At 73.7% G+C, this 25,187-nt stretch carries 21 protein-coding genes; 14 read left to right on the forward strand and 7 right to left on the reverse strand.

From position 1 onward, the window contains the following. Positions 1 to 6 precede the first annotated feature (6 nt). The 5 genes from dxr (at position 7) to G448_RS0100975 (ending at position 5,734) form a co-directional block, all read left to right on the forward strand. Positions 7 to 1,320, forward strand: a complete 1,314-nt coding sequence (gene dxr / locus G448_RS0100955; protein ID WP_026406442.1) for a 1-deoxy-D-xylulose-5-phosphate reductoisomerase — start codon at positions 7 to 9, stop codon at positions 1,318 to 1,320. Positions 1,321 to 1,369: 49 nt separating this feature from the next. Then, positions 1,370 to 2,659 carry a M50 family metallopeptidase gene (locus G448_RS0100960; protein ID WP_026406443.1) on the forward strand — a complete coding sequence of 430 codons (1,290 nt, stop codon included), beginning with the start codon at positions 1,370 to 1,372 and terminating at the stop codon, positions 2,657 to 2,659. 278 nt (positions 2,660 to 2,937) lie between these two features. Next, the gene (locus G448_RS0100965; protein WP_026406444.1) at positions 2,938 to 3,474 is read left to right on the forward strand and encodes a hypothetical protein; all 537 of its coding nucleotides are present in this window, start codon (positions 2,938 to 2,940) and stop codon (positions 3,472 to 3,474) included. An 80-nt stretch (positions 3,475 to 3,554) separates the two neighbouring features. Next, positions 3,555 to 4,736: a flavodoxin-dependent (E)-4-hydroxy-3-methylbut-2-enyl-diphosphate synthase gene (ispG, locus tag G448_RS0100970; protein WP_026406445.1), complete on the forward strand. Its 1,182-nt coding sequence runs from the start codon at positions 3,555 to 3,557 to the stop codon at positions 4,734 to 4,736. A 41-nt stretch (positions 4,737 to 4,777) separates the two neighbouring features. Continuing rightward, positions 4,778 to 5,734 carry a GNAT family N-acetyltransferase gene (locus tag G448_RS0100975; RefSeq protein WP_026406446.1) on the forward strand — a complete coding sequence of 319 codons (957 nt, stop codon included), beginning with the start codon at positions 4,778 to 4,780 and terminating at the stop codon, positions 5,732 to 5,734. Positions 5,735 to 5,913: 179 nt separating this feature from the next. On the opposite strand, the gene G448_RS0100980 is transcribed toward G448_RS0100975, so the two are convergent. Together G448_RS0100980 and G448_RS0100985 are read right to left on the reverse strand one after the other, a co-directional pair. Continuing rightward, on the reverse strand, positions 5,914 to 6,225 hold the full coding sequence (locus tag G448_RS0100980) for a transcriptional regulator (protein ID WP_026406447.1): 312 nt from the start codon (positions 6,223 to 6,225) through the stop codon (positions 5,914 to 5,916). Further along, positions 6,222 to 6,869, reverse strand: a complete 648-nt coding sequence (locus G448_RS0100985) for a hypothetical protein (RefSeq protein ID WP_026406448.1) — start codon at positions 6,867 to 6,869, stop codon at positions 6,222 to 6,224. Before G448_RS0100985 ends, G448_RS0100980 begins: the two co-directional genes overlap by 4 nt. A 272-nt stretch (positions 6,870 to 7,141) precedes the next feature. Here G448_RS0100985 and G448_RS14605 point away from each other — a divergent pair, with 272 nt between their 5' ends. After that, positions 7,142 to 7,441, forward strand: coding sequence for a hypothetical protein (locus G448_RS14605; protein ID WP_051268480.1), 300 nt, complete (start codon positions 7,142 to 7,144; stop codon positions 7,439 to 7,441). After that, on the forward strand, positions 7,438 to 8,802 hold the full coding sequence (locus G448_RS0100995; protein ID WP_026406449.1) for a tripartite tricarboxylate transporter permease: 1,365 nt from the start codon (positions 7,438 to 7,440) through the stop codon (positions 8,800 to 8,802). Before G448_RS14605 ends, G448_RS0100995 begins: the two co-directional genes overlap by 4 nt. Positions 8,803 to 8,987: 185 nt before the next feature. Here the strand turns inward: G448_RS0100995 and fni are convergent, their stop codons facing one another. From fni to mvk, 4 genes are read right to left on the reverse strand one after another with little or no spacing between them, the layout of a single operon-like run. Continuing rightward, a complete protein-coding gene (gene fni, locus G448_RS0101000) occupies positions 8,988 to 10,121 on the reverse strand; it encodes a type 2 isopentenyl-diphosphate Delta-isomerase (RefSeq protein ID WP_084436183.1) in 1,134 nt (377 codons plus the stop codon). Further along, a complete protein-coding gene (locus G448_RS0101005; protein WP_026406451.1) occupies positions 10,118 to 11,251 on the reverse strand; it encodes a phosphomevalonate kinase in 1,134 nt (377 codons plus the stop codon). Before G448_RS0101005 ends, fni begins: the two co-directional genes overlap by 4 nt. Next, complete coding sequence (gene mvaD / locus G448_RS0101010; protein ID WP_026406452.1) at positions 11,248 to 12,282, reverse strand: diphosphomevalonate decarboxylase; 1,035 nt, start codon at positions 12,280 to 12,282, stop codon at positions 11,248 to 11,250. Before mvaD ends, G448_RS0101005 begins: the two co-directional genes overlap by 4 nt. Beyond that, positions 12,279 to 13,241, reverse strand: a complete 963-nt coding sequence (mvk, locus tag G448_RS0101015) for a mevalonate kinase (RefSeq protein ID WP_026406453.1) — start codon at positions 13,239 to 13,241, stop codon at positions 12,279 to 12,281. Before mvk ends, mvaD begins: the two co-directional genes overlap by 4 nt. A gap of 185 nt (positions 13,242 to 13,426) precedes the next feature. Here mvk and G448_RS0101020 point away from each other — a divergent pair, with 185 nt between their 5' ends. The 3 genes from G448_RS0101020 (at position 13,427) to G448_RS14615 (ending at position 18,755) form a co-directional block, all read left to right on the forward strand. Beyond that, positions 13,427 to 15,253, forward strand: a complete 1,827-nt coding sequence (locus G448_RS0101020; RefSeq protein ID WP_026406454.1) for a proline--tRNA ligase — start codon at positions 13,427 to 13,429, stop codon at positions 15,251 to 15,253. Positions 15,254 to 15,376: 123 nt separating this feature from the next. Then, positions 15,377 to 15,721 carry a hypothetical protein gene (locus tag G448_RS18615; protein WP_245572123.1) on the forward strand — a complete coding sequence of 115 codons (345 nt, stop codon included), beginning with the start codon at positions 15,377 to 15,379 and terminating at the stop codon, positions 15,719 to 15,721. A 4-nt stretch (positions 15,722 to 15,725) separates the two neighbouring features. Beyond that, on the forward strand, positions 15,726 to 18,755 hold the full coding sequence (locus G448_RS14615; RefSeq protein ID WP_034493943.1) for a DEAD/DEAH box helicase family protein: 3,030 nt from the start codon (positions 15,726 to 15,728) through the stop codon (positions 18,753 to 18,755). Here the strand turns inward: G448_RS14615 and G448_RS0101035 are convergent. Further along, positions 18,740 to 19,726 (reverse strand): hypothetical protein, encoded by a 987-nt coding sequence (locus G448_RS0101035; protein ID WP_245572134.1) that lies wholly within the window; start codon positions 19,724 to 19,726, stop codon positions 18,740 to 18,742. The genes G448_RS14615 and G448_RS0101035 overlap by 16 nt on opposite strands. Before the next feature lie 174 nt (positions 19,727 to 19,900). On the opposite strand from G448_RS0101035, the gene G448_RS0101040 reads away from it, so the two are divergent. From G448_RS0101040 to infB, 4 genes are all read left to right on the forward strand, one after another. Next, entirely contained in the window at positions 19,901 to 20,365 is a 465-nt protein-coding gene (locus tag G448_RS0101040; protein ID WP_026406456.1) for a ribosome maturation factor RimP, read from the forward strand. Positions 20,366 to 20,451: 86 nt separating this feature from the next. After that, complete coding sequence (nusA, locus tag G448_RS0101045; protein WP_026406457.1) at positions 20,452 to 21,498, forward strand: transcription termination factor NusA; 1,047 nt, start codon at positions 20,452 to 20,454, stop codon at positions 21,496 to 21,498. Between the two features lie 167 nt (positions 21,499 to 21,665). Next, positions 21,666 to 22,022, forward strand: a complete 357-nt coding sequence (locus tag G448_RS17250; RefSeq protein ID WP_084436185.1) for a YlxR family protein — start codon at positions 21,666 to 21,668, stop codon at positions 22,020 to 22,022. Between the two features lie 69 nt (positions 22,023 to 22,091). After that, on the forward strand, positions 22,092 to 24,971 hold the full coding sequence (gene infB, locus G448_RS0101050) for a translation initiation factor IF-2 (RefSeq protein WP_026406458.1): 2,880 nt from the start codon (positions 22,092 to 22,094) through the stop codon (positions 24,969 to 24,971). Positions 24,972 to 25,187: the final 216 nt, after the last annotated feature.

Raw genomic sequence — 25,187 nt, forward strand, 5'->3', positions numbered from 1 at the left:
GTACGCATGAGTCACGCCCCCGCCCGGCTGGTCGTGCTGGGGTCCACCGGCTCGATCGGGACCCAGGCCCTGGAGGTCGTCGCGCGCCTCGGCCCCCGGGGGAGGGCCCCCCGGGTCGTGGGACTGGCCGCCGGGGGCTCCCGCCTCGAGGAGCTGGCCGAGCAGGCCGTCGTCCATGAGGTGCCGCGGGTCGCGGTCTCCTCCTCCGAGACGGGCGCGCGCGAGCGGGCGCGCGCCGCGCTGGCGGCCGCGGCCGACCGCCTGGGGCGTCCCGACCCGGTCGCGGAGGTCCTCGTCGGCCCCGACGCCCCGGTCGAGCTCGTCGTCCGGGCCGGGCTGGCCGAGGACGACACCGTCCTGAACGGCATCACCGGCTCGGTCGGCCTGCGCCCGACCCTGGCGGCGCTGGCCACCGGTGCGCGCCTGGCCCTGGCGAACAAGGAGTCCCTCGTCGTCGGCGGTGCCCTGGTCCGGCATGCCGTGCGTCGCGACGGGCAGGTCGTCCCCGTGGACTCCGAGCACTCCGCCATCGCCCAGGCCCTGGCCTCCGGCCGCCACGAGAAGGGGCTGACCAGCCCGGTCGTCACCGGGCGCAGCGAGGTGCGCCGCCTGGTGCTCACCGCCTCGGGCGGCCCCTTCCGCGGCCGCGCGCGAGCCGACCTCGCCGCAGTGACCGCCGAGCAGGCCCTGGCGCACCCGACCTGGACGATGGGACCCGTCGTCACCGTCAACTCCTCCACCCTGGTCAACAAGGGACTGGAGCTCATCGAGGCGCACCTCCTGTTCGACGTCGCCCCGACCGACATCGCTGTCGTCGTGCACCCGCAGTCCGTCGTCCACTCCATGGTCGAGTTCGTCGACGGCGCCACCATCGCCCAGGCCTCGCCCCCGGACATGCGGCTGCCCATCGCCCTGGGGCTGACCTGGCCGGCGCGCCCCGACCTGTCCGGGCTGGTGACGCCCAACCGGTGGGGGGAGCCGACCGCCTGGACCTTCGAGCCGCTGGATGCCGAGACCTTCCCCGCCGTCGACCTGGCCCGCCGCGCGGTGGCGGCCTCCGCGACCCACCCGGCCGTCCTCAACGCCGCCAACGAGCAGGCCGTCGACGCCTTCCTGGCCGGCCGCCTGAGGTGGACGGACATCGTCGAGGTCGACGCCGCCGTCGTGGGCGAGCACGAGGGCTTCTCCGGGGCGCCCGCGCCCGGCGCCCCCGACGGCCCCGGCGCGGCCCCGCGCCTGGACGACGTCCTGGCGGCCGAGGCATGGGCGCGCCGGCGGGCGGAGGAGCTCATCGCCGATCGCTCGCGCCGTTCGGGCTGAGCCCTCCCCAGTACCGACCTGTCCCGTTCTACAGCACCAGGAGCCGCCCGTGAGCCCGACTCTCGCATACATCCTCGGCATCATCGTCCTCATCGTGGGGATCGCCGTGTCAGTCGCCCTCCATGAGCTGGGGCACATGATCCCCGCCAAGCGGTTCGGCGTGAAGGTGCCCGAGTACTTCATCGGCTTCGGGCCGCGCCTGTGGTCCGTGCGCCGCGGCGAGACCGAGTACGGCGTCAAGGCGATCTGGCTCGGCGGCTACGTCAGGCTGCTCGGCATGCTGCCCCCGGCCCGACCCGACCGCCCGGACAAGCCCGGGTCGATGGTGGCCGACGCCCGTCAGGAGTCCCTGGACGAGCTGGGACCCGACGAGCGGGACCGGGCCTTCTACCGGCTCACCGTGCCGCGCAAGCTCCTGGTGATGGCCGGGGGGATCCTGACCAACCTGGTTCTGGGGATCCTCTGCCTCGTGCTGGCCCTGGGCGCGGTCGGGCAGTACACCCGCACCTCCACGATCTCATCGGTGGGGGCCTGCGTACCGGCCGACGTCGACGCCGGCGGATCCGAGTGCGCCACGGACGATCCCTCGCCCGCGGCGGCCGCGGACCTGCGGGTGGGCGACGAGATCGTCTCCTGGAACGGCGCGCGCACGCCCGCCTGGGAGGACGTTCAGAAGGCCATCCGCTCCGGCGGCACCGAACCGGCCGAGGTCGTCGTGCGCCGGGACGGGGCGGAGACGACCCTGAGCGTGACCCCCGTCGAGGTCGAGCGCACCGTCACCGCCTCCGACGGGAGCACCTCCAAGGAGCCGAGACCCTACGTCGGCATCGGGCCGGGGCTGGGCACGGTGCGGGTGCCGATCAGCCGGGTCCCGGGGGCGGTCGCCACCGCGGTCGGGCAGACCCTCAAGGCGATCTTCACCCTGCCGGTCGGCCTCTACCACTCGGTGGCCGCGGGCCTGGGACTGGAGCAGCGCAGTGCCGACGGCCTGGTCAGCCTGGTGGGCGTGGGCAGGATCGCGGGCGAGGTCTCCAGCGAGGGCGTGGGCACCGGCGCGATCCCCTTCTCCGCGCGCCTGTCCTCCATGCTGAGCCTGCTGGGCTCGCTCAACCTCGCCCTGTTCGCCTTCAACCTGGTGCCGCTCCTGCCCCTGGACGGCGGGCACGTCGCGGGCGCCTGCTGGGAGGGGGTGCGGCGCGCCTGGGCGCGCCGGCGCGGGCGCCCCGATCCCGGTCCCGTGGACACGGCCCGGATGCTGCCGGTGGGGCAGGTGGTGCTCGTCGCCCTGGTCGTCATGGCGCTGGTGCTCATCTGGGTCGACATCGTCGCGCCGTTCTGAGCCCGACGCCGGCCCCCGGGCGGCGTCGGCGCATCCGCGCCGCGTGCTCCGCGGGGCACGGGGAGAAGCGCTCGGGGGAGGGCCCGGGCGCCCGGGGACGAGAACCCGGGGAGGAGGACGCGGGAAGCGGAGCCCATGGCGACCGCCCCGAGCCCCGGGAGACCATGGTCGAGTCATCGAGCCCATCGGGACCATCAGTGCGGACCGCTGCGGCGGGCGGTCGCGGCGCCGTCGGCTGCGCGGGCCGCACCGGTCCCCCGGAAGCCTCAGGAGAGCTCATGGCTGAGTCATCGCCGGCGCCCGCCGCCCCCGGGAGGCCCGAGGGGAGCCGCCTCCCGCACGAGCCGGAGTCCCGGCGCCGCGTGCGGTCCGACCGCACCCGGAGGCTGGGCGCCTTCCTGTTCCTGGCCCAGGGCCCCATTGTCACGTTCACGCCCGTCTGGACGCTCGGGGTGTTCTTCATGGGACTCACCGGGGGCGGGTGGTTCACGGTGTTCTACATCATCTACGCCCTGCCCGTGGTCGTCATCGGCCAGGCGCTCATGTGGGCGTTCTCGGCCCTGGAGGCTCGCCGCACCCATGTGCGGCGCCTGAACGCCGTGGGGACCTGGGCCTACCTGGTGCACGTCGTGTGCGTCCTCGTCTTCCCGCTCATCCTCGTGGACGTCGACGACTCTCACGACATCGGATCACTCCTGACGTGGATCGGCCTGCCCCACTTCTTCGCGTTCACCGTGGACGGCGCGGTGCTGGTGGTCGGGGCCCTGGCGGGCGTCGTGGCCCTGGCGGTCGGGTGGATGCCGCTCGAGGAGTGATCTCGCCGCGCGCGGGAGCCGCACCACAGGACGCCTCGCCGCCTGGCTGACAGGCTGTCATCGGGTCCATACTTGGGCGCGTGACTGAAGCCATCGCCCTTGGTATCCCCACCGTCCGTGAGGAGAGGCCCGTCCTGGCTCCGCGCAGGCCCACTCGAAGGATCAGGGTGGGGGACCGTCACGTCGGGGGCGACGCTCCCATCACGGTCCAGTCGATGACGACGACGAAGACTCACGACATCGGCGCGACCCTCCAGCAGATCGCCGAGCTGACGGCCGCCGGCTGCGACATCGTGCGGGTCGCCTGCCCCACCGACAAGGACGCCGACGCACTGCCGGTCATCGCCAAGCAGTCGCGCATCCCCGTGATCGCGGACATCCACTTCAAGCCCAAGTACGTCTTCCAGGCCATCGAGGCCGGTTGTGGCGCGGTGCGCGTCAACCCGGGCAACATCCGCAAATTCGACGACCAGGTCGCCGAGATCTGCAAGGCCGCCTCCGACCACGGCGTCTCCCTGCGCATCGGCGTCAACGCCGGCTCCCTGGACCGGCGTCTGCTCAAGAAGTACGGCAAGGCCACGCCCGAGGCGCTCGTGGAGTCGGCGACGTGGGAGGCGGGCCTGTTCGAGGAGTGCGGCTTCCACGACTTCAAGATCTCGGTCAAGCACCACGACGTGGTCACCATGGTCCAGGCCTATCAGCTGCTCTCCGAGAAGGGCGACTGGCCCCTGCACCTGGGGGTGACCGAGGCCGGTCCCGCCTTCCAGGGCACCATCAAGTCCTGCGCGGCCTTCGGCACGCTGCTCGCTCAGGGCATCGGGGACACCATCCGCGTGTCCCTGTCGGCCCCGCCGGTGGAGGAGGTCAAGGTCGGCACCAAGCTGCTGGAGTTCATGGGGCTGCGCGAGCGCAAGCTCGAGATCGTCTCGTGCCCCTCGTGCGGGCGCGCTCAGGTGGATGTGTGGACGCTCGCCGAGGAGGTCGAGTCCGGGCTCAAGCAGATCACCGCTCCGCTGCGGGTGGCCGTCATGGGCTGCGTGGTCAACGGACCCGGCGAGGCCCGCGAGGCCGATCTCGGCTGCGCCTCGGGCAACGGCAAGGGTCAGATCTTCGTGCGCGGCAAGGTCGTCGAGACCGTTCCCGAGAATCGAGTCGTCGAGACCCTCCTCGAGCACGCCCAGTCGATGGCCGATCAGATGCGCTCCGAGCTCGGCGAGGCCGCTCTGGCGGGGACGACCCCCAGCGTCGTCACCAGCGCCTGACGCCGCTGCGGGAGTGCACCGCTCGCCCAGTCGCCGCTACCGTGAGCTTCTTCGGCCACCGCTTGAACGCCATCGGCCCGCACCAGCGCGACGGGCTGCTGCGCCTGTGCGCCCTCGAGCCGGTCGGCGCCGTCTCCCTGGCCCACCTGGTGCGCAGGTGGGAGCGATGGAGCAGAGGCGACGTCGTCGTCCTGGGACGGCCGAGCCGACCCGCCGCCGGAGCGTGGGCAACCGGCTCGCTGGTGCCCTTCGGCCTGGCCGCGCGTCCCGGGCTCGGGCACGACGGCGTCGGGCCCGCCGGGGCGCGGGTGATCGCGGACCACGCGCGGCTGCGCCTGACTCGCCGCGGCTCGGTCACGGGTCCGGCGCCGGATGTGGAGGCGGTGTGGGCGCCCCTGGCCGTCGACGGCCTGCGCGCGCGCGAGGAGCGGTGGATACAGCCGCTCCTGGTGGCGCCGTCGCCCCCCGGCGGTCTGGTCGAGCCGGTTCTGAGACGCCGACCGCGCCTGGGATGGGCGGCCGACGGTCTTCACGCCGCCGGCCCGGCCGAGGAGGAGCTGGTGCTGCCCGCATCGGTGGCCATGTTCTCCGGCGAGCTCGGCTACGACCCGACGGCGGCGGGGGGCTCCTACGCCCGGCACGTCGCCTGGCTGATCGCCGCGGGACGCACGTACGTCCTCCTGGACGACGGCGAAGGGCGGCCCGCGCAACCGGGCGGACCGGCACGGGTGGCATTCAAGACCGACGTCGGCGCGATATGGGAGTCTCCCACGGGCGTGGTCGCCCAGTTGACCGGGGTGTGGACCCGGGACGACCTGCGCGGACGGGGAATCGGCACGGCGGCCCTGGCGGCCGTGGTCGATGCCGTGCGCCGGGACCACGTGCGCGCCGGAGGCGTCGTGAGTCTGTACGTCAATGACTTCAATGCCGCCGCACTGGGCCTGTACGGCCGGCTGGGCTTCGAGCGGGTCGGCACCTTCGCCACCGTGCTGCTTTAGCGGGTCGGGCCCTCGGCGGCTCGGGCTTTCGGCGGCCGGGGCGTCTCCGCTCCGGGGCCCGGGAGGCAGGGACCTGCGCTCCCTTTTCACCGAGATCGGTTCAGTTCCGCGTCGAGATCGGTCGAGTTCCGCGTCGAGATCGGTCCGGTTCGGCCGCGTCTCTCGCGCCCTCGGCGGGCTCACGTCCCGACCGCGTCGAGCATCTCTCGCAGGGCGCGGGTGTACTCCTCGAAGGCCGCGCGCCCCCTGGTGGTGAGCGCGAGGTAGGTGGCGGGGGTGCGTCCCGTGAAGGTCTTGGACTGGGACACGTACCCGGCCTCCTCCAGCCTGCTCAGGTGGGTGGACAGGTTCCCCGCCGTCATGCCGAGCATCTCGCGCAGACGGGGGAAGACCATCTCGTCGCCCCGGGGCAGGCCCGCCAGGGTCGCCATGATGCGGAGCCGGGCCTGCGCGTGGATGACCGGGTCGAGTGGTACGGCGCCGGAACTCATCGCGCGGCCCTTTTCGCGTCCCGGGTGCGGAAGAGGTCGACGGCGGCGGCGATGAGCATGCCTCCACCGCCCGCCAGAGCCATGATCGCCCATAGCAGGGCGCCCCCGACGAGGGTGGCCGCCGTGGTGACCGCGAGGAACCAGCCACCGATCCACGCCAGCACGGGCTCGTCCCACACGGCTGAGCCGGCGATGAAGAGGACGCCGACGATGAGGCAGGGAACGGCGTTGCTCAGGACCATGCCCGTCTCCATGGCCTCCGGCGTCCCGAGGCTCATGAGGAGGGCGCCGACCCGGCCGACGGCGACCTCGCCGAGGATGAATCCTCCGACCCAGGCGGCGCCGTAGCGCAGGGCCGCCCGGTTGGAGGCTCCGCGCACCCCGCGCGCGCGGCGGATGATGTAGATGCCGGTGTAGGTGCCGGCCGCGGCGAGGCAGCCGAAGTAGACCAGCCAGAAGAGTCGCGGCATGGTCCAGTCGGGACGGATGCTCAACCAGCCGACGCCGTAGCCCACGAGCCATGCCAGTCCCCAGGCGGTGAGCAGGGGCGAGGAGCGGATGAGGGTGCGCCGCCGGACGGCGACCTGCTGCTCGACGATCGTGTCGAGGGCGGTGCGAGGGCTGAACGGGGCATCGGTGCTCATGGGACTCCTCGGCGATCACAGTGGTTTGCGAACCAAACTCGAATCGGGCCCGAACCACTGTACTCCGCCGCCCCGGACGTCCGCCCCCGCTCCTGCGACGCGCATCGGGCCGTCGCTCCCGGGCCCGTCGTTCCGCCTCGTCTCCCGGGCCCGTCGTTCCGCCTCGTCTCCCGGGCCCGTCGTTCCGCCTCAGGGCATCGACGGGGACATCATGGTGAACAGCATATGGTGCGCTCAGGGGAGCGGGCATAGCATCGCCGCTCGTGCACGATATGTCCGAAACCGGATCTAAGAGCACGGATCGTCAGAATATCGAGGTCTGGAATGATCTCGTCTCGCCCAAGGATCTCGTGGTCTGCTTGCTGATATCGGTGGTCTGCGCCGTCGCGGCCGTGCCGATCGCCTCCAGAATCGGCGGGCAGACGCTTTTCTGGGGGCTGGGCGCATCCGTTCTCGGTTTCATCGTGAACTGCCTGCTGGTGGCCCCCAAACGGGACGTCGTTATCGTCGACGAGTCGGGCGTCACCGACGAAGCGGATTCCGCCGACGCGGAGGGGAGCGACGCCCGATGACCCCGGAGCTCATTCCCATGATGCTGATGGCGGTGCTGGGCGCCGTCGTTCTCTACACCTTCATCGGTTTCGTCCCCGGTACCGATGAGACGAGCGTGCTCGCCCCGGTCACTCTGGCCCTCGTGCTCGCCGGCGCCCCGCCGCAGGTGGTGCTCGCCTTCTTCGTCTCGGCGGTCGTCACCCTCAACCTGATGAACGGCATACCGACGGCGCTGGTCGGGCTGCCGGGCGGAGTGATGTCGGCTCCGCTGATGGAGCACTCCGTGCTGCTGCGCGACAAGGGCCTGGCCTCCGGCACGATCAGGAAGATGGCGGTCGGCTCCGCCATCGGAACCCTGATCTCCATCCCGCTCGGCTTCGCCCTGGCGGGGCTGCTCAGCCCCGTCGCCGAGCCGATCAAGTCCCAGACCCCGCTCATCCTCGCCGCGGGGACGGTGCTCCTGGCGCTGCTCGGCGGCAATCGGGCTCTCGCGTTGATCGCGATCATCCCATTGGCGCTCATGTTCCAGGCGCTGCCCGCGCTCTACCGCTCGACCGGCATCATCTCCGAGGACGGCAACGTGAGCGTTTCCTTCTTCCTGGGGATCACGGTGGGCCCCATGCTCCTGACCGGGCTGGAGCTGCTCAACCCGGGGCGGCGCGCGGCTCTTCCGCACGGAACCCGCACGAGGACGGAGCTCCTGCGCTCCGGGTTCGACTCGCGGGAGCTGATGCCGGGGCGCCTGGTCTCCCTGTCCGAGGGCTGGTGGAGCGCCACCATGGCGGCCGCCTCCACACCTCTGTTCGTGCTCAGTCCCGTCGGCCTGACCTTCCTGCTGGGGGAGGCGTCCGTGGCGCGCCAGGAGGAGAATCGCGTGCGTCGTGCGCAGCGCGCGGTGACCGTGATGAGCGCGCTGACGCACTCGACGTATCTCGCCGGCGTCATCATTCCGCTCGTCGCCCTGGGCATTCCCGTCTCGGGAGTCTCCGCGGGGCCCGCGGGCCCGCTCTTCAACGCGCCGCCCGTCTACGACTTGAGCAACAACCTGCACCACCAACTGCGGATGCCCGATTTCGTCATGGCCGTCACCGCGGGCGCGCTGATCTCCGTCGCGATCACATATGTGATCGCGGTCCGCTGGTCGTCGCGGATCACCTACTTCGTGATGCGGCGCATTCCGCACGAGGCGGTTCTCGCGCTGTTCATGGCCTTCATCCTGCTGCTCGCCTACATTGACGCGGGCGTTCCGAATGTGTTCGGAGTACTGCTCGTCGGCGTGCTGTGCGGAGCGCTCAATCGTCTCGGAGTCTCCTACGGCGTGCAGTTCATGACGCTCTACGCCGCGCCCGGCATCGTCGGGGCTCTGGTCGCTCTGGCCTGAGCGGTGGCGGTCCGACGTCGGCCCCGACCGCTCCGACTCCCGACCGCGAGGGCTCGTCCATCAGCGACGCGGACCGATCTCGACGCGGATCTGAACCGATCTCGACGCACCGGCGCGCGCCGCTGCGCGGTCATCGGACCCGCGCGATGAGCCCGGCCCGGACCGTCTGGCGGCGCCCGGACCGTCTAGCGGCGCTCCGAGCGACGGGCCAGAGCCTCCGGATCCACACCCAGCAGTCGCGCCCGTTCGCGGGTGGGTCCCGTCACCAGCACGTCCGTGAGGCGCAGGTGGTCGACATCGGCCGCCCCCAGCAGGGTCATCAGCGTTCGCACGTGGTCGGTCCACGAGTGCAGCTCGTCCCGGAGCCCATCGGCGCCCCGTACGGTCAGGGTGTGCAGGAAATGCCCCGAGACGCCGACCGCGCGAGCCCCCAGGGCGAGCGAGCGCACGACGTCGAGAGGATTGCGCACGCCTCCGGAGGCGAGCACCGGGAGCCCGACGGGGTCCCGGCCGCAGAGCGCATCCAGGAGGCACAGGGGCGCCGACTGCCCCCAGCCGGTCAGGTAGGCGTACTCCCGGCGGCGGCGCTCGTTCTCGATGGCGATGAAGTCCGTGCCGCCGGCGCCCGCCACATCGACCGCGGTGACGCCGGTCCGCTCCAGCGTCATGATCGTGCGGCGCGAGAGCCCGAACCCCACCTCCTTCGCCACGACCGGCACGGGCACGGTTGCGACGATGGCGGCGATGCGCTCCGCCCAGTCGCGGAAGTCCCGGTCCCCCTCGGGCATGATCAACTCCTGCGCCGCGTTCAGGTGGATCTGCAGGGCGTCCGCCCGGACCATCTCGACGGCGCGCAGCGCCTGCTCCGGAGTGACCGTCGGACCGACATTGGCGAGCACGAAGGCGTGCGGGGCCTCACGACGGATGATGCGGAAGCCGTCGGCGCGCTCGGGATCCTCCAGGGCGATGCGCTGCGAGCCGCAGGCGATCGCGACATCCGCATCGGCGGCGGCCCCGGCCAGGCCGGCGTTGACCGCCGCCGTCGCCCGCGTGCCCCCGGTCATCGCGTTGATGTAGAACGGAACCCTCCAGGTCGCGCCGCACACCGTCGTGCTCGTGTCGATCATGTCGGCGCTGGTGCGCGGGAGGCCGTGATGGACGAAGGACACGTCGTCGAAGGCGTTCGGCCCGCCCTGGTCGTGCAGACGCACCGCCAGCCTCAGGTGCTCATCCTTGCGGGAGGCGCGCTCCGGCCCCGCCGGTGGCGTGGGCCCGGCAGGACTCCCGGGCACCACGGGCTCCGCGGGCTCGACGCTCATGAGGCGGCCTCGCCTCGGGAGTGGACCGACAGATCCAGGGGCCGGATGCCCGATGCCTCCCAGGCCGAGCACATGGCGTCCGCATCCGTCCCCGGCGGGCACAGGGCGATGCCGCAGTCCCCGCCACCGGCGCCGGAGCTCTTGGCGGACGCTCCGAAACCCCGGGCGATGTCCACGAGCCGCCGCAGCCGAGGGGTCTCGATGACGATCCCGCTCGTGCGGCTGAGGTCCGACAGGAGCCGGCGGCTCTCCTCGATCCGACCGGCGATCGCCCGGCCGTCGTCCTCCCGGAGCGCACGGGCGAGGGAGCCCACGCAGCTCTCGCTGGCCCGGAGGAAGGCCGCGTAGGCCGCGTAGGCCGGGGCCGCATGGGCCGTGCGGGCGGCATGGGCGGCCTGCCCGGTTCCCCTGGTGCGAGCCCGGACGCCCGCCACGAGCCGCGGGGTGGAGGCCGGCTCGCCGGTCCATCCCACGCGCAGGCGCGGGCTCGGCGGTTCCAGGCGGCGGATGCCAAGGCACGGCCAGTCCATCCGCACCAGCTCTCCCACGCTCGTGCGGCCGCTCGTCCGGCGCAGCCATCGGCGGTCGGGGGAGGTGTAGTCGATCCATCCGGTGAAGGCACTGGCCGCGATATCGCCCCCGGAGCCGATGGGCTGCACGGACTCGTTGGCCAGCAGTGCGAGCTTGTAGACGGCGAGGTCGTCCAGGGGCAGGTCGTGGAACCCGGCCACCGCGCGCACCGTGGCCACGGTCACCGCCGCGGAGGAGCCCAGGCCGAGCTTGCGTCCGCCGTCGTCCAGCTCGCTGGAGACATCCAGGTCGAAGAGCCGCAGCGGGCCGCCCGCCTCGCGCACCATCTGCTCGACGAGGCGGATCGCCGGGACCACGTGGTCGCCGGCCCGCTCCTCGACCTCCATCGCGCCGTCCTCGGGACGCCGGTACCAGGTCCGGGAGCGCGTCCCGTGCAGGGCGGTGCTGATGCGGCCGGCGTGCTCGGCGGGGGCGACCCGCGCCGTGATGAAGCGGTCGACCGCGACCAGCACCGCCCGGTGGCCCGGTTCGACGACGGCGTACTCGCCGGCGATGTAGAGCTTCCCGGGCGCGCTGCGCGTCACGCCGCCCGCGGTCACGGGACGACCTCCTCGACGTGCACGCCGGCGCCCGGGTGCCTGACCGACACCGTCGCTCCGGGCAGGCGATCGCGAAGGGCGGCGGCGACCCGGTCGGCGCTGTCCCTGCTGGTGAGCGCCTTCACGTTCGGGCCGGCGTCGATGGTCGCCCAGACGGGCAGCCCCTCGTCGCGCACGGCGCGGATCGTGCCCAGCGCCTCGACCGTCCGCGGCAGCCAGTACATGATGCCGGGGCGGGAGGCGATCATCGCGGCGTGCATCCCCAGCGCGTTCGCCTCGACGACCTCGCCCAGGCGAGGCAGGTCGCGGCGGCGCACCGCCGCCAGCGCCGCGCGCAGGTCCTCGCGGCCGGCCTCCACCCAGGCGGGGTAGAGCGGCGAGGACCTCATGGTCTCCCGCATGGCCCTCGTACTGCTGATGCCCTTGTGCCGCTCGGAGAGCACGACCACGACCATGGCCAGGTCCAGGGCGCACTCCACGGGCTCGGCATAGGACGTCTCGTCATCGACGCCGGCGTTCCACAGCACCAGCCCGCCGAAGACCGACCGCGTCGCCGAGCCGGAGCCGCGTCGGGCGAGCCGGGAGAGCGCGCGGTCGTCGAGACGCATGCCCGCTGCGCGCGAGGCGGCTGCGGCGAGCGCGGCGAAGCCCGCGGCGGAGCTCGCCAGGCCGGCCGCCAGCGGCACCGTGGAGGAGGAGGCCACGGTCGCCGACGCCGACTCGCCCGACTTCGCGCGCACGAGGTCGAGGAAGCGGGTCACCCGGGCCAGCTCCGCACCGCCGGGGGACGAGCCGTTGATCGTGACCGCGTCCCCGCCCCGCTCCTCGCTCGTCGCGCCCGCCCCGACTGCGCCGCCGTCGAAGGAGACCGTCGTGGTCGTCCGGGTCCCGTCGAGGGTGAGGGACAGGCTGGATGCGGTGGGGATCGTCAGCGACTCGTCCGCCTTGCCCCAGTACTTGATCAGAGCGATGTTGGTGTTCGCCGTGGCCGTCACCGCGGGCGCCGCCGCGGCCGTCTTCGCGGGGCTCACTCGTCCGCCTCGCCGGTGCGCATCCGATGGGTCCACGCGGCGGGCGCCCCCGCCCGCCGCAGGGCGGAGCGGACCCGGTCCGCCGCCCCCTCGCTGCCCGTCAGGGCGATCACGCACCCGCCGAGGCCTCCTCCGGTGAGCTTGGCTCCCAGTGCTCCGGCCCGGCGCGCCGCCCCGACGAGCCGGTCCAGGACCGGCAGGCTCAGGTCGAGCCCCGCGAGCACCGTGTGCGCCCGATTCATGGCCTCCCCCAGGGCGGGCGCGTCGCCGTCGTGCAGCGCCGTGATCGCCGTCCTCGCCAGCGCGCCGAGGCCGTCGATGAGCGGGCCCACGCCCTCGGCGTCCTGCTCGTAGCGCCGGCGCAGGCCGCTGACGGCCTCGCGGGTGCTGCCCTGAACGCCCGAGTCGGCGATGACGAGGTGCGCGTGGGCGATGCGCTGGCTGACGGGCCGCATCCGACCGCCCTGGAATCGGATCGGGGAGGACGAGCTGGTCGCCGCCGCGTCCAGTCCGGACGGGTTCCCGTGCGCGACCCGCTCGGCCATCTGCGTGAGCGCGAACAGCTCATCGGCGGAGGCGTCGCGTCGGCAGGCGTCCAGAACGGCGCGGATGACCGCGCCCGACGCCGCGGCGGAGGAGCCCAGCCCGCGCGCGTGGGGGAAGTCGCTGCGGGTGGTGATCTCGAAGGACTGGCCGAGGCGCCCCGAGAACTCCCGGGCCTTGTCGAATGCGCGGGCGACGCAGGCGAACCGGGGCCCGCTGCGATCGATGGGGCCGCGGTAGTCGAGGCTGCACAGCCTCGAAGGGCCGGGCACCGGCGCGGCCGTCGCCCGCATCCGCAGATCGTGCAGCGGCAGGGCCACGGCGGGGTGCCCGTACACGACGGAGTGCTCGCCCAGGAGGATGACCTTCGCCCAGGTCCGACCGCGCCCCTCGCGGACGGAGGAGTGCCTGTCCATCTTCTTCCCCTGCCTGTAGGCCAAGAGTGCGGGAGGTCCTGCGGGAAGTCACGGCCCCGACCGGGCTGAAGCATATCGCGGGGATGCTCGACATGCCGCGCCGCGGCATCGCGTCGGCCGCGTCGGCCGCGCCGTCGTCGCGCACCGCATGATGCCGCGCGCGTGCGGTGCGTACCATGTGCCCCGTGCTGCACAGACTCTCCACCGCCTTCATCCGGACGCTGCGCGAGGACCCGGCCGATGCCGAGGTCGCCAGCCACAGGCTGCTCGTGCGCGCCTGCTACATACGCCGCGCCGCGCCCGGCGTCTACACCTGGTTGCCGCTGGGTCTGCGCACCCTGCGCAAGATCGAGGCGGTCGTGCGCGAGGAGATGGACGCCATCGGCGCCCAGGAGGTCCACTTCCCCGGCCTGCTGTCCGCCGACCCGTACAAGGCGAGCGGCCGCTGGGATCAGTACGGCCCCACCCTGTTCACCCTGGCCGATCGTCGGGGCAACGACTACCTCCTGGCGCCCACCCATGAGGAGATGTTCACGCTCCTGGTCAAGGACATGTACTCCTCGTACAAGGACCTGCCCGCGGTGATCTACCAGATCCAGACCAAGTACCGCGACGAGGCCCGCCCTCGCGCCGGCCTCATCCGCGGCCGCGAGTTCGTCATGAAGGACTCCTACTCCTTCGACATGGACGACGCCGGTCTGGAGGCCTCCTACCGGATGCACCGCGACGCCTACGAGCGGATCTTCACCCGCCTGGGCCTGGACTACGTGCCGGTCAACGCCGTGGCCGGGGCCATGGGCGGCTCCCACTCCGAGGAGTTCCTCCACCCCTCGCCGATCGGCGAGGACACCTTCGTGCGCTCCGCCGGCGGCTACGCCGCCAACGCGGAGGCCGTGGTCACGGTCCCCCCCGAGCCGGTCGACGCCGGCGCCGAGCCGCCCGCGCGCGTCGTGGACACCCCCGACACCCCCACCATCGACACGCTCGTGGACCTGTGCAACGAGCGCTACCCCCGCCAGGACGGCCGGGCGTGGACCGCCGCCGACACCCTGAAGAATGTTGTGGTCACTCTCACCCACCCGGGCGGCGCCAAGGAGCTCCTCGTCGTGGGCCTGCCCGGCGACCGCGAGATCGACATGAGGCGGCTCGAGGCGGCCGTCGCCCCCGCCGAGGTCGAGATGGCCGTCGATGAGGACTTCGACGGCCACCCCGAGCTCGTGCGCGGCTACATCGGCCCGACCGCCATCGGACCCAACTCGCCCGACCGACGCACGGAGATCGACCAGGACGGCCGGGAGCGCCCCGCCGGCTCCGTGCGCTACCTGCTGGATCCCCGAGTCGTGGACGGCACCAGCTGGGTCACCGGCGCCAACACGCCCAAGAAGCACGTGCTCCACCTGGTCAAGGGCCGCGACTTCACCGCCGACGGCACGATCGAGGCCGCCGAGATCCGCGCCGGCGACCCCGCCCCCGACGGCTCGGGCCCCCTCGAGCTGGCCCGCGGCATCGAGATCGGCCACATCTTCGCGCTGGGCCGGAGGTACGCCGAGGCGCTGGGGCTGTCCGTCCTGGACGTCAACGGCAGGTCCCGCGTGGTCACCATGGGCTCCTACGGCATCGGGGTGTCCCGGGTCATGGCGGCGCTGGCGGAGGCCAACCACGACGAGCACGGGCTCGCCTGGCCCATCCGGGTCGCCCCGTACCACGTCCAGATCCTGGCCACCGGCAAGGACGACGCCGTCTTCGACACCGCCGCCTCCCTGGGGGAGGCGCTCGACGCCGAGGGCCTCGAGGTCCTCTACGACGACCGCCGCAGGGTGTCGGCGGGTGTGAAGTTCGCCGACGCCGAGCTGCTGGGCATGCCCTATATCGTCGTCGTCGGACGCGACCTGGCCAGGGAGGGCACGGTCGAGCTCCGCGATCGTCGCAGCGGCGACCGCCGCAGCGTGCCGGTCGCCGACGCCGTCGGGCGGGTGGCCGCCGTCCTGCACGAGGCTCTCGCGCGCGCCTGAGCGGGCCGGCTCGGCGGGGACGCCCGGGGACCGGGGGAGCGGGCCCTCGCGCGGGCCCGAGCGGTCGCACCGGCCCGCAGCCGCGCGGCTCCGCTCCCGACGCCCTCTGGCATACTGCCGCTCATGGGCCCGCTTCTCACGGTGGCGGCCGTCGTGGCCGTCCTGCTCGCGCTGGATCGCCTCTGCCTGTGGATGGAGAGCCGGGGCCTGATCTACTGGCGCCGGAGCAGGCCCGACCCGCGCGGCGCTGTGCTCGGCGTCGTCGATGGGGTCGTCAATCCCGCGCACGTGCACGTGGTCGAGCAGCGCCGCACCGAGGCGCTCCTCATCGACGTCCAGACCGACGCCGGGCCATCACGGCTTCCCGCACCCTCCTCGCGCGAGGGCCGTGAGGGTGACGAGGGTCGCGCCTGCCGCGGGAACGCGGGGAACGCGGGGGACGCGGTCGCGCGGCGCTGCGACGGCTGAGCGGATGGCTGACCGGACGACCGGGCGCCCGCTCGCCTCCTGGTGCCCGAGCGCTCCACTGCGCGGCTACCAGGCCGACCTCCTGAACGCCGTGCGACCCGACGACGGAGCCCGTCTTCACCTGGTCGCCCCGCCCGGCGTCGGCAAGACCGTGCTCGGCCTGGCCCTCGCGGTCCGCAACGGCCGCCGCGCCCTGGTCCTGGCGCCCACCACCGTCATCCGCGCCCAGTGGGTCGAGCAGGCCGCGCGGTTCTTCCGCGCCCCCGACGGCAGTGCGCCCCTGGTCGCCGACCGCTGCCCCGAGGCGGGGGAGGACCCCGCGGATCTCACCGTCCTGACCTATCAGGCGCTGTCGGTGGTCGACGACTCCGGTTCCTGGGAGACGGCCGCCCGGGAGCGGTGGCTGGACGACCTCGGACGCGACGGGCGCCCTCGCGCCCGGGCCGACGCCTGGCTCGACGCCCTCGCGGCCGACAACCCGGCCGCCTACAACCGCGGCATCCGCTCGCGCGCCGCCACCATCCGCGCCCGCGTCGATGAGCTCGACGACGGCGCCGTCGCCGCGCTGCTGGCACCCGGGGCGCGCGAGCGCCTGGACGCGCTCATCGGGGCCGGCACGGCCACGATCGTCCTGGACGAGTGCCACCACCTGCGCGCTCACTGGGCCGTCGTCGTCCACTACCTGCGTCGCCGTCTCGACGCCGCCGGACTGGCCCCCACCCTCATCGGCCTGACGGCCACCGAGCCCAGCGCCGAGGACCGCTCCCGGCGGCGCTACCAGGCCCTGCTGGGCGATGTCGATGCCGAGATCGCCGTTCCCGCCGTGGTGCGATCCGGCCACCTCGCCCCCTACCGGCCCATGGCCTGGTTCACCCTGCCCGCGCCCGAGGAGACCGCCTTCCTGACCACCGCCGGGGCGGAGCTCCGCCACCGCATCGCCCAGTACCTCCTCGCGCCCGACGGCATCGACCACCTCCTCGGCCTCGTCGCGCCGGGACTGCCCGCCGACGCGCTGCTGCCCGCGCGCGGCGCCCCGCCCGGCGACGGCTCGCGCCGCCCTCGCCGCCGGCCGCTCGCGCCCGACGACCCGCTCCTGATGCGGGCCCTGGCCGCCGGCTTCGACGAGGCCCCGGCGCTCGCCGCGGCGGCCGCGGCCCTTCTGCGGCGCACCGACGACTACGCGCCCACTCCGCTCAGCGTGCTCGTCGTCCCGCACCTGCTGGAGCTCGACGCCCTCGACGCCGCCGAGGAGCTGAGCCTCCTGGCGCACTACGCCCTGAACCGGCTCCTGCCCGATCCCGCCCGCCGCGCCGACTGGGAGGACGTGCGCCTGACGCTGCGCGGCTTCGGACTGCACCTGACCGACTCCGGGATCCGCACCGGCCGCTCGCCCCTCGACGTCATCACCGCCGCCTCGCGCGCCAAGGACGCCGCCGTCGTCGACATCGTGCGCCACGAGCTCGACGCCCTCGGGGACCGCCTGCGCGCGGTGGTGGTCACCGACGCCGCCGAGCGCTCCGCGCCGCACCGCGCCCTCGACGTCCTGGTGGGCGCCGACCGGGCCGATGCCGCGGGCGGGGCCGCGCGCTGCTTCAACGCGATCCTGGCGGACGAGGCGCTGCGCGGCCTGCACCCGGTGCTGCTCACCGCCTCCAGGCTGCGGCTGGCCCACGGCGACGACGCCCTCCTGGAGCGCCTGCGCGCGCGCACCGGTCTGGAGCTGCCCGCCCGCGACGACGGCTGGTCCCTGACGGTCGCCGGCGGCGTCCGCGGCGCCGACCTCGTGCTGGCGGTCAGCGGGCTCGTCTCCGCCGGCCAGATCCGTCTCGTCGTCGGCACGCGCGGCCTGCTCGGGGAGGGATGGGACTGCCCCGCCGTCAACACCCTGGTGGACCTCACCACCGTCACCACGTCCGCGTCCGTCCAGCAGCTGCGCGGACGCACCATCCGCCTGGACCCGGCGTGGCCCGGCAAGGTCGCCCACAACTGGTCCGTCGCCTGCCTGGTGCCGGCCGACTCCCGACTGCGCTCCACCACGGACCTCGACCGCCTGCGCCGCAAGGCCGACCGCATCTGGTCGGTCGTCCTGCCCGAGCCCGGCTCCGGGGACGATCCGCCGCCCGGACGACGGCCCCCGACGATCGAGACCGGGCTGGCCGGCGTCCTGACGCCCTCCCAGCGTCGGGTCCTCGACCGGCTCGCCGGGGGCGCCCGGTCCGAGGACGTCGCCGCCCTCAATACCACGACCCTGGCCTCCCTCGGCGACCGGGAGGCCGAGGGCGGCCGCTGGTCGGTCGGCGCGCCGAGCAGCGACTCGCCCGGCGCGCCGAATGGCGCCTCGCCCGGCGCGGGGCGCTCCCTGGAAGTGGTCCGCATCCGCGTGTCCGCTCCCGTCCCCGGGTGGAACGCGGCGGGCGCCGGCCTGCTGCGCCGCGGCGCCCCGGCGGATTTCTGGGCCGGTGCGGCGCGCGCGGTCCTGGCCGCCATGGGATCCCGCGACGGGGCCGTCGGGCCGGATCGCGGACATCTGGTCGTCCTGACCGGGGACGAGCGGGGCGGGCGCGCGGCGGGCACCGTGGTCGTCGGGCTCGACGGGGTCGACGCCGCGACGGGCGCCCGCTTCGCCGACGCCCTGGCCGAGCTGCTGACCCCGCCGCGGCGCCGGCCCCGCTTCGTGCTGGAGGCCGCGCCCCTGACGCTCATCCGGCCCGGGGGGCCGGGCGCCCTGGGACCCGTGCGCCGGCTCCTGGGACGTCTGGCGGCCCGCGGCGCCTGGGGGAGGGGGCGCAGCCTGCATCTTCCCGTCCCCACGGCGCTGGCGGCCTCACCGGCCGGTATGGGGATGCTCGTGCGGGCGTGGAGGCGGTACGTCGGTCCGTGCCGTGCGCACCTGGTGCGCGACGCCGATGACGCCGAGGCGCTCATGGCCGGCCGCAGCGGGGGCGTGCGCCGGCGCGTCACCGTGCGTCGCGCCCGCCGCTGGGTGGAGTCCCCGGCCGGCCGGACCGGGCGGCCCGGTCAGGCCGAGGCGTAGCCCGGCAGGGGCTCGTCCGCCGCGGCTCCCCAGGCTCGCGCCCTCAGGCCCGCGTCGACGGCCGCGTTGATGGCCTCGGTGGTCGCCTCACCGCCGCCGGCGGCGACGCCGGCGACCTCCGCGTCCATGACGGTGGTCCAGGCCTGGCGCGCCCAGGTCACGTCCAGCGAGGCGCCCTCCGCCGCTCCCGTCGGAGGCGCGTAGGCGGACAGGCGCGCGTCCGCCCCTCCGAGCGCCAGCGATGCCGAGACCACGCGAGTGGCGTACGCGGCGTCCTCGTTCGCGTGAGCGCGCTGATCGTCGGCCGCGCGCGCCGCCACCTCCTGGAGCGCGTAGCGAGCGGCGTCGTAGGCCTGCAGCACCGATCCGGGCGCGGGAGCGCCCGAGGAGAAGGATCGTCGAGGAGCTTCGACCGCCCCGGGGTCGAGCGAGACCGCTCCCAGCAGCCACGCGACGGCCAGGGAGGCGTACAGGCGCGCGGCGGTGGTCTCCGAGGCCTGGGAGGCCGCCGTCGATGCCTGCGTCGCGCCCTCGGTCAGCGCTGTCACCAGGTCCGCCGTGGCGGCGGTGGGCGCGGCCGTGGCGATCGGCGACGCCGTCGGGTGGCCGGAGGGGGGCGCCGTCGCCCACGGCTCCCACACGCCGCCCAGGGCGTTGAGCTGCGCGCGTCCGGAGTCGGCCAGGCGCCGGGCATCGCCTGCTCCGTCGGCGCCGCCGGCGACGACGTCCGCGGTCGAGACGATGAGGGACGCGCGGCGCGCCAGGGCGTCGCGAGCCGCCTCGGACGCGGGGGGCGCGGGCAGCGAGTCGGGTGCACCGGTGCCCAGGCGCAGCTCGCACCCGGCGGTCAGGGCGAGCACGGCGGCCACGGCGCCCGCCCCGCCGCCGCGCAGCATCAGACGCCGGGACGGGGGACGGCCCGAGCGCGCACGGGCCGGAACGGAGTCTGAGGACGGGGGGGTCGATCGCATCACGCGGCGATCCTCCCATGGACGGGTAGCATGTGACTCATTGACCATGTTCGCCGAGTTCGCTGAGTTCGATGAGAGTCACCGGCCTCGCTGAATTCACTAGTCACTGTCGCCGACAGTCCCGCCGGCCCCGATGGGCCCGGCGGGAGGAAGCACGATCGGGAGGATCCGCCCATGGCCGACGCGCTCGCACGCAGTCTCACCGAGCTGCTCGCCCCTGTCGTCGAGGGCGCCGGGGCCTTCCTCGAGGGCATTGAGACGACCCGGGCCGGGAAGTACTCCACCGTGCGTGTCCTGGTCGACCTCCCCGACGGTCCCGGGGACCTGGGCATGGACGCGCTGACCGAGGTCTCCCGCGCCGTGTCGACCGCCCTCGATGAGGCGGATCCGGTCAAGGGCCGGTACACCCTGGAGGTCTCGACCCCCGGCGCGGAACGCGAGCTGAGCACCCCGCGCCACTTCCGCCGCGCGGTGGGGCACGACGTCGAGCTCACGGTCGAGGGCGGCGGCGCGGACGTCGTGCTCGCCGGCACCGTCACCGCGGCGGATGAGAACTCCGTCACCCTCCGGGTCGACGGGCGGGAGCGGACCCTGGCGCTCGGCGACGTGAGGCGGGCGCGCATGGTCGTCATCTTCTGATACTACGAACCATCGGCCCGGTCCCGACCGCGGCCGCGGGCGGCCCGCCCGACGCACCGCCCAGACGAGAGAGGACCCGAGGAACCATGGACATCAACATGCCGGAGCTGCGAGGCGCTGCCGATGAGCTGGGCATAGACCTGGACAACCTCCTGCCGGCCATCGAGGATGCCATTCTGGGCGCCTACTCCAAGGTCCCCGGCGCCATCCGCGGCGCCCACGTCGAGATCGACCGGCGGACCGGCCATATGAGCGTGCTGGCGCCCGAGGTGGACGAGGAGGACCAGCCCACGGGCGAGTACTTCGACGACACCCCCGACGACTTCGGACGCATCGCCCAGGCCACGGCCCGCTCCGTCATCGTCCAGCGCATCCAGGACCGGCGCGACTTCCAGGTCCTGGGCGCCTTCAAGGACAAGTCCGGCGAGCTGATCTCCGGAGTGGTCGAGCAGGGGCGCGACCCGCGTGTCGTCTACGTGCGCCTGGACGAGGAGCACGAGGGGATCATGCCCCCGCACGAGCAGGTGCCCGGCGAGAGGTACCGGCACGGCGACCGCGTGCGCGCCTACGTCACCGAGGTCTCCCGCGGGCCCAAGGGCGCCCAGATCATCCTCTCGCGCACTCATCCCGGCCTGGTGCGCAAGCTCTTCGAGCGGGAGGTCCCCGAGCTCGCCTCCGGCGACGTCGAGATCGTCTCGGTCGCCAGGGAGGCGGGGCACCGCTCCAAGATGGCGGTGCGCTCCCGAGTGCGCGGCGTGGGCGCCAAGGGCGCCTGCATCGGCCCGATGGGTCAGCGGGTGCGCGCCGTCATGGCGGAGCTGGGCGGGGAGAAGATCGACATCGTCGACTACTCCGAGGACCCGGCGCGCTTCGTCGCCAACGCCCTGTCCCCGGCGCGGGTCGCCTCGGTGACGGTGCTGGACGCCGAGGAGCGCATGGCGCGCGCCGTCGTCCCCGACTTCCAGCTCTCCCTGGCCATCGGCAAGGAGGGGCAGAACGCCCGTCTGGCCGCGCGCCTGACCGGGTGGAAGATCGATATCCACGCCGACGCCGAGTCGGGCGAGGTCGCTCCCGGCCACGTCTCGCGCGCCGACGACGTGACTGGTCCCTCAAATCCGGACGCTCAGGACTGAGGCCGTACAGCGGCGGACGACGGTAAACTCTGGGCGGGTCTGTCCGAGGGCGCCCGTCTCATCAGCTGAGCCAGTTGATCGGGTCGGCCGAGCCGGTGCGCTCCGATGGCGGCACCCGAGCAGCGAGCGGAGCGACGCGGGAGTACGCGGAAGGACACGGCGAGCCGGTGGCAACCACCACACACACGCCCGAGCGCAGGTGCATCGGCTGTCGGAGCAGGGCTCCCCGGGCGCAGCTCCTGCGCCTGGTGACGAGCGCCGACGGCGAGTTGATGGTCGACGTCCGGGCCACCATGCCCGGACGCGGCGCGTGGATCCATCCCGACTCCGCGTGCCTCGCTCTCGCAGAGCGCAGGCGCGCCTTCGGGCGCGCTCTGCGAACCAGCGGGCCACCCGATGTGGCCCCCGTGCGCGACTGGATCGCCTCCTACGAGGCGGGCCGGGGCGGGCACGAAGCACCGGTTCCCGCGGAACCGGCACGACCGATAGCGAAGGCGGGTAGGAAGTTGATGGGCACCCGATGAGTACCCGGCGATGAGCTGCCTCTAGAAGCGCCCACCCTGATCCGGGGTGGGCAACCGGACAGGAGAAAAGTGGCTAAACCACGCGTTCATGAGCTCGCGAAGGAGCTCGACCCCTCTGGCAAGAAGATCACCTCGAAGATGATTCTGGCCTGGCTCAAGGACCAGGGAGAGTTCGTCAAGGCGGCGTCCTCGGCGGTGGAGCCCCCCGTCGCCCGCAGAGTCCGCGAGCACTTCGGCTCCCCGGCCGCGTCGGCCCGGGGAGGCTCGCCCAAGCCCGCGCCGGCGGCGCCCCGGCCCCGTCCGGGCAAGCCCCCGGTCCCCAAGCCCGGCGGCGCCCGGCCGGCGGGGCCGCGCCCGGGGGCGCCCAAGCCCGCCGCGCCGACTCCGCCGAAGCCGGAGGCCCAGGCGCCCCGCCCGGCGGCGCCCGCGACTCCGAAGGCGCCCAAGCCCGCGCCCCGCCCCGGTGCCGGGGCGGCCCCGAAGCCCGGGGCGGCGGCCGAGCGCAAGGGCTCCGCCCCCACTCCCGGCCCGCGTCGCGGCTCGGCGCCGACTCCCGGCCCGCGTCCGGGCGCGCCGCGTCCGGGCAACAACCCCTACGCCACGTCCCAGGGCATGCCCCGCCCCAGCGGCCGCGGTCGTGACCGCGGCGGTCAGGGCGGCCCGCGTCCGGGCAACAACCCCTACGCCACGTCCCAGGGCATGCCCCGCCCCGGCGGCTCGGGCGGTCCGCGCCCTCAGGGAGGGCGTCCGGGTCCGCGCCCCGGCGGCGGGCGCGCCCAGGGCTCCACCGGAGGCCCGCGCTCGCAGGGGGCGCCGCGTCCGGGAGGCCCGCGCCCCAACCCGGGCATGATGCCCGGGCACTCCTCCGTCGGACGTCCCGGCGCTCCCGCCCGCGGCGGGCAGTCCGGCCGCGGCGGTCGTCCGGGCGGCGGTGGCCGCGGAGGCGCCGGTGGCGGCGGTCCCCGCGGTGGGGGCGGCTTCGGCGGCGGTCCCCGCGGCGGGCGCGGGGGGCGCGGCTCCACGCAGGGCGCCTTCGGGCGCGGCGGCGGTGCTCCTCGCGGGCGCAAGTCCAGGCGGGCGAAGCGCCAGGAGTTCGAGCAGCAGAGCGCGCCGTCGATCGGCGGGGTGGTCGTCCCCCGCGGAGACGGCTCGACCCCGATCCGCGTGCGTCAGGGCGCGACGCTCACGGACCTGGCGGAGAAGATCGACGCCAACCCCGCGGCTCTCGTCACGGTGCTCTTCCACCTCGGTGAGATGGCCACGGCCACCCAGTCCCTCGACGAGGACACCTTCGCCCTGCTGGGCGCCGAGCTGGGCTACAACGTCCAGGTCGTCTCGCCCGAGGACGAGGACCGCGAGCTGCTGGAGTCCTTCGACATCGACCTGGAGGCCGAGGAGGCCGGGGAGGACGACGACGATCTGCTGCCGCGTCCGCCGGTGGTCACCGTCATGGGTCACGTCGACCACGGCAAGACCAAGCTGCTGGACGCCATCCGCTCCACCGACGTCGTCGCCGCCGAGGCCGGAGGGATCACTCAGTCCATCGGCGCCTACCAGGTGCGCGTGCACCTGAACGACGACATCCGCCCGATCACCTTCATCGACACGCCCGGCCACGAGGCCTTCACGGCCATGCGCGCCCGCGGCGCGGAGGTCACGGACATCGCGATCCTCGTGGTGGCCGCCGACGACGGCGTCATGCCGCAGACCGTCGAGGCCCTCAACCACGCCCAGGCCGCGAACGTGCCGATCGTGGTGGCCATCAACAAGATCGACAAGGAGGGCGCCAACCCGGACAAGATCCGCGGCCAGCTCACCGAGTACGGCCTGGTGCCCGAGGAGTACGGCGGCGACACCATGTTCGTCGAGATCTCGGCCAAGCAGCGCCTCAACATCGACGCCCTCCTGGAGGCGGTCCTGCTGACGGCCGATGCGGCCCTCGACTTGCGCGCCAATCCGGACACGGACGCCCGCGGCGTCACCATCGAGGCCAAGCTCGACAGGGGGCGCGGCGCTGTGACGACCGCTCTGGTCCAGCGCGGCACTCTGCACGTCGGCGACCCGATCGTTGCCGGCAGCGCTTACGGGCGCGTGCGCGCCATGTTCGACGAGCACGGCGGCTCCCTGGAGGAGGCGGGTCCGGCGCGTCCGGCCCTCGTCCTGGGCCTGACCAGCGTGCCCAGTGCCGGGGACTCCTTCATCGTGGCGCCCGACGACCGCACCGCTCGGCAGATCGCGGACAGGCGCGAGGCCGCCGAGCGGGCGGCACTGCTGGCCAGGCGGCGCAAGCGCGTGTCCCTGGAGAACCTCACCGACGTCCTCAAGGAGGGCAAGGTCGACACCCTCAACCTCATCCTCAAGGGCGACAGCTCGGGCGCGGTCGAGGCGCTGGAGGACTCCCTGCTCAAGATCGATGTCGGCGAGGAGGTCGCCCTGCGTGTCATCCACCGCGGGGTGGGCGCGATCACGCAGAACGACGTCAATCTCGCCACGGTCGACTCCGCCGTCATCATCGGCTTCAACGTGCGGCCCGCCGAACGGGTGGCCGAGCTGGCCGACCGCGAGGGCGTCGATATGAAGTTCTACTCGGTCATCTACAACGCGATCGAGGACGTCGAGTCCGCCATGAGAGGCATGCTCAAGCCCATCTACGAGGAGGTCGGACTCGGTACCGCCGAGATCCGGCAGGTCTTCCACTCCTCTAAGTTCGGCTCGATCGCCGGTTCGATCGTCCGCTCCGGGACGATCAGGCGCGGCACGAAGGCGCGCCTCGTGCGCGACGGAGTCGTCGTCAAAGGCGATCTGTCCATCGAGACGCTGCGCCGCGAGAAGGACGACGTCACCGAGGTCCGCGAGGGCTACGAGTGCGGCATCAACCTGGCCTTCAGGGACATCGCCGAGGGCGACGTCATCGAGACCTGGGAGATGCGCGAGAAGCCGCGCGACTGAGGCGGACCGGCGGCCCGTCGAGGACCGCCGGCGGCTGCCCCGCGGTGGAGCGAGGGGGCGCGGGATCATCCTGCGCCCCCTCGCCGCGCGCCTGGTCGGGTCGGGGCGGGGGCCGACGGACCGATCTCGAGCCGGAACTGAACCGATCTCGACGTGGAACTCGACCGATCCCGACGAGGGCTCCGGTGGCCCGGCGCTCCCGGGGCCCGCGCGATG

It is taken from the genome of Actinomyces gerencseriae DSM 6844 (assembly GCF_000429265.1).
Lineage (GTDB): Bacteria > Actinomycetota > Actinomycetes > Actinomycetales > Actinomycetaceae > Actinomyces > Actinomyces gerencseriae.